The sequence below is a fragment of the Arthrobacter sp. Y3223164 genome (assembly GCF_059091005.1).
In genome coordinates this window covers 1-3,203 of the sequence record NZ_JBNHGF010000317.1, presented here as the reverse complement: position 1 = coordinate 3,203, position 3,203 = coordinate 1, and the positions used below count along the sequence as shown (strand labels likewise).

General features: G+C 70.6%; 3 protein-coding genes. 2 read left to right on the top strand and 1 reads right to left on the bottom strand.

Features of this window, described 5'->3' with window-relative positions; genetic code table 11:
• Both AC5RUJ_RS13240 and AC5RUJ_RS13235 read left to right on the top strand, forming a co-directional pair.
• Positions 1 to 675 (top strand): MFS transporter (locus AC5RUJ_RS13240; RefSeq protein ID WP_494155982.1); only part of this gene is annotated, 675 nt, incomplete at its 5' end.
• Positions 672 to 2,459 (top strand): DEAD/DEAH box helicase, encoded by a 1,788-nt coding sequence (locus AC5RUJ_RS13235; protein ID WP_494000106.1) that lies wholly within the window; start codon positions 672 to 674, stop codon positions 2,457 to 2,459. The genes AC5RUJ_RS13240 and AC5RUJ_RS13235, both read left to right, overlap by 4 nt.
• Before the next feature lie 15 nt (positions 2,460 to 2,474).
• On the opposite strand, the gene AC5RUJ_RS13230 is transcribed toward AC5RUJ_RS13235, so the two are convergent.
• A complete protein-coding gene (locus AC5RUJ_RS13230) occupies positions 2,475 to 3,092 on the bottom strand; it encodes an isochorismatase family protein (RefSeq protein ID WP_494129026.1) in 618 nt (205 codons plus the stop codon).
• Positions 3,093 to 3,203 lie beyond the last annotated feature (111 nt).

Here is a 3,203-nt window from a genome sequence, read left to right as displayed (position 1 = left end):
GTGGTGCTGGCGCTGGCGGCGCTGCCCAAGCTGATGCCGCCGGGCACCTTGCGGCTGCGCCGCGGGCTGCCCAGCGTGATCGCCACCCGCGGACTGATCAACCTGGCGTTCTTCGGCGCCGAGGCGTTCATCCCGTTGATGCTGGTGGCGGCGCACGGCATCTCGCCGGCCACCGCGGGCCTGGCCCTGACGGCCGGCGCGGTTGGCTGGAGCATCGGCTCCTGGCTGCAGGCACGCGTCGAGACCGCCCGGCACCGGATGCTGGTGATCGGATCCGGCATCCTGGCCGCCTGCATGGGGCTGATGGCGCTGGTGTCCGCGCCGTCGGTGCCGCTCGCGGCGCTCATCGTCGTCTGGGCGCTGGCCGGGTTCTCGATGGGCATGGCCTTGTCCACCACGTCCGTGATGGTGCTGAAGCTGTCCGCCCCCCAGGAGCGCGGACGGAACTCCGCGTCGCTGCAGCTGGCCGACCAGCTGGGCGGCGTGGTGGGTACCGCCGGGGCGGGCGGATTGTTCGCGCTGCTGCGGGATCCGGACAACCCGGGCTCGGTGGGCGTCTACGTGGTCATTTGGCTGGTGCTGGCCGTGGTGGCGGCGGGCGGGATCGCCACCGGCTGGCGCAGCGGGGAACGGATTGGAAACGGACAGGAACAACGGGAGGAGGCCGGCACATGAGCAACGACACACTATTCGGCGCCGGACCGGTGCTGCCGCCGGCTTACCCGGAACGGGCCGCCTGGGGCACCGCCCCCAAACTGCGCCAATGGCAGGCCGAGGCCCTGCAGAAGTACTTCGAGATGGCCCCGCAGGATTTCCTGGCCGTGGCTACCCCCGGCGCGGGCAAGACGACCTTCGCGCTGCGCGTGGCCACCGAACTGGTGGACCGGGGGATCGTCAACCGGATCACCGTCGTCGCCCCCACCGACCACCTCAAGCGCCAGTGGGCGGACGCCGCGGCGCGCGTGGGGCTGGCGATCGATCCGAACTTCAAGAACTCGGACGGTTCGCACGGCCGCGATTTCATCGGCGTCGCCGTTACCTACGCGCAGGTGGCCATGAAGCCGCTGTTGCACCGGGCCAAGACCGAGGCCGCCAAGACGCTGGTGATCCTCGACGAGATCCACCACGGCGGCGACGCCCTCAGCTGGGGCGACGGCATCCGCGAGGCGTTCGAACCCGCCGCCCGGCGCCTGGCGCTGACCGGCACCCCGTTCCGCTCGGATACGGCGGCGATCCCGTTCGTGGAGTATGCCGAGGACAAGGACGGCATCCGCCGCTCGCGGGCGGACTACACCTACGGCTACGGCAGCGCCCTCCGCGACCACGTGGTGCGCCCGGTCATGTTCATGGCGTACTCCGGGCAGATGCGCTGGCGCACCAGTTCCGGGGACGAGTACGCCGCGTCGCTCGGCGAGGCCGCGGTCACCAAGGACATCACCGCGCAGGCCTGGCGCACGGCGCTGAACCCGCAGGGGCAATGGATCCCGTCGGTGCTTGCGGCCGCCGACAAGCGGCTGACCGAGGTCCGCCGGGCGGTGCCCGACGCCGGCGGGCTGGTGATCGCCACCGACCACGAGGACGCGCGGGCCTACGCCGGCCAGCTGAAGAAGATCACCGGGGAATCCGCCACCGTTATCCTCTCCGACGACGCCGGTGCCTCCGAAAAGATCGAGGCCTTTTCCGCCGGCGACAGCCGCTGGATGGTCGCCGTCCGCATGGTCTCCGAAGGCGTGGACGTGCCCCGCCTCTCGGTCGGGGTCTACGCCACCTCGACGGCCACCCCGCTGTTCTTCGCGCAGGCGGTGGGCCGCTTCGTGCGCGCCCGGAAGCGCGGCGAAACGGCGTCGGTGTTCCTTCCGTCGGTGCCGAACCTGATGGAATTGGCCAACCAGATGGAGCTGGAGCGCGACCACGCGCTGGACCGGCCGGACAAGGACAACGACGAGGGCTTCATACCCGAAGAGGCCCTGATGGAGCAGGCCAACCGGGAAGAGTCGGCCTCGGATGCGCTGACCAAGCAGAAGTTCGAAGCGCTGGACTCCCAGGCGTCCTTCGACCGCGTGCTGTTCGACGGCGCCGAGTTCGGCACCGGGGGAGAGCTCGGCAGCGAAGAGGAACTGGACTTCCTGGGCATTCCGGGGCTGCTGGACGCGGAGCAGGTGGGCATGCTGCTGCGCCAGCGCCAGCAGGAACAGCAGTCGCGCAAACGCAAGCGTTCGGGCGGGGCCGCGGATCCCGAGCCGGCCCCGGCCGTGGTTGACCACCGGCAGCTGACCGAACTCCGCAACCAGCTGGCCAAGAACGTGTCCGCCTGGTCGGCGCGCTCCGGCATGCCGCACGGCGTGGTCCACTCCGAGCTGCGCCGGGTCTGCGGCGGCCCGCCGGTGGCCCAGGCCAACGAGGAGCAGCTGAACCGGCGCCTGAAGAAGCTCCAGGACTGGTTCATTGGCCGGAAGTAGCCGGCGGCCGGCCGGCTACTCGATGACGTCGATGCCGTAGTCGCTGAATTCGGCCAACGTCTTCTCGACGCGCCCGGCGTTGATTCCCGACGACAGCGCCAGGTTCACGGCGGTGGCGTAGCCGGCCTGGGCGGCGTCGAGGGCGGTCTGGCGGACGCAGTAGTCGGTCGCCAGCCCGGCCACCACCACCTCGTCCACCCCGTGCTCCTGCAGCCAGTCGTCCAGGCTGGGCATCTCGACCAGCTCTTCCTCCTCGTCGCCCTCGCGCTCCCCGGTGGCCACCTCGTCCGCCGGTGCCAGCAGTCCGTCGAAGCCGGAGTAGCCGGCGTCGTACTGGCCCTTGCGGAAGTAGGCGTCGATCCGGTCGGTGTCCAGGTCGGGATGCAGGTCCGCCCCGCGGGTACCGGCGACGCAGTGCCGCGGCCAGCTGTCCACGAAGTCCGGCTCGTCGGAGAAGTGGCTGCCCGGATCCACGTGCCAGTCCTGGGTCGCGACCACGACGTCGTATTCGTCCGGCCGGGTCTCCAAATGTTCGCTGATGTCGGCGGCAGTTTTCGCTCCGCCGTCGACGGCCAGGGCGCCTCCCTCGCAGAAGTCGTTCTGGACGTCGACGATGATCAGTGCGCGTGTCATGGCTGCTCCTCGAATTCGGTGGGAATGGCGGCCTCGCCGCGCTGCAGCCGGTTCACGGCGCCGGGCAGCTCGGCCATGGAAGCGGTGTGGCGTTCGGCGGCGCGGCGGACG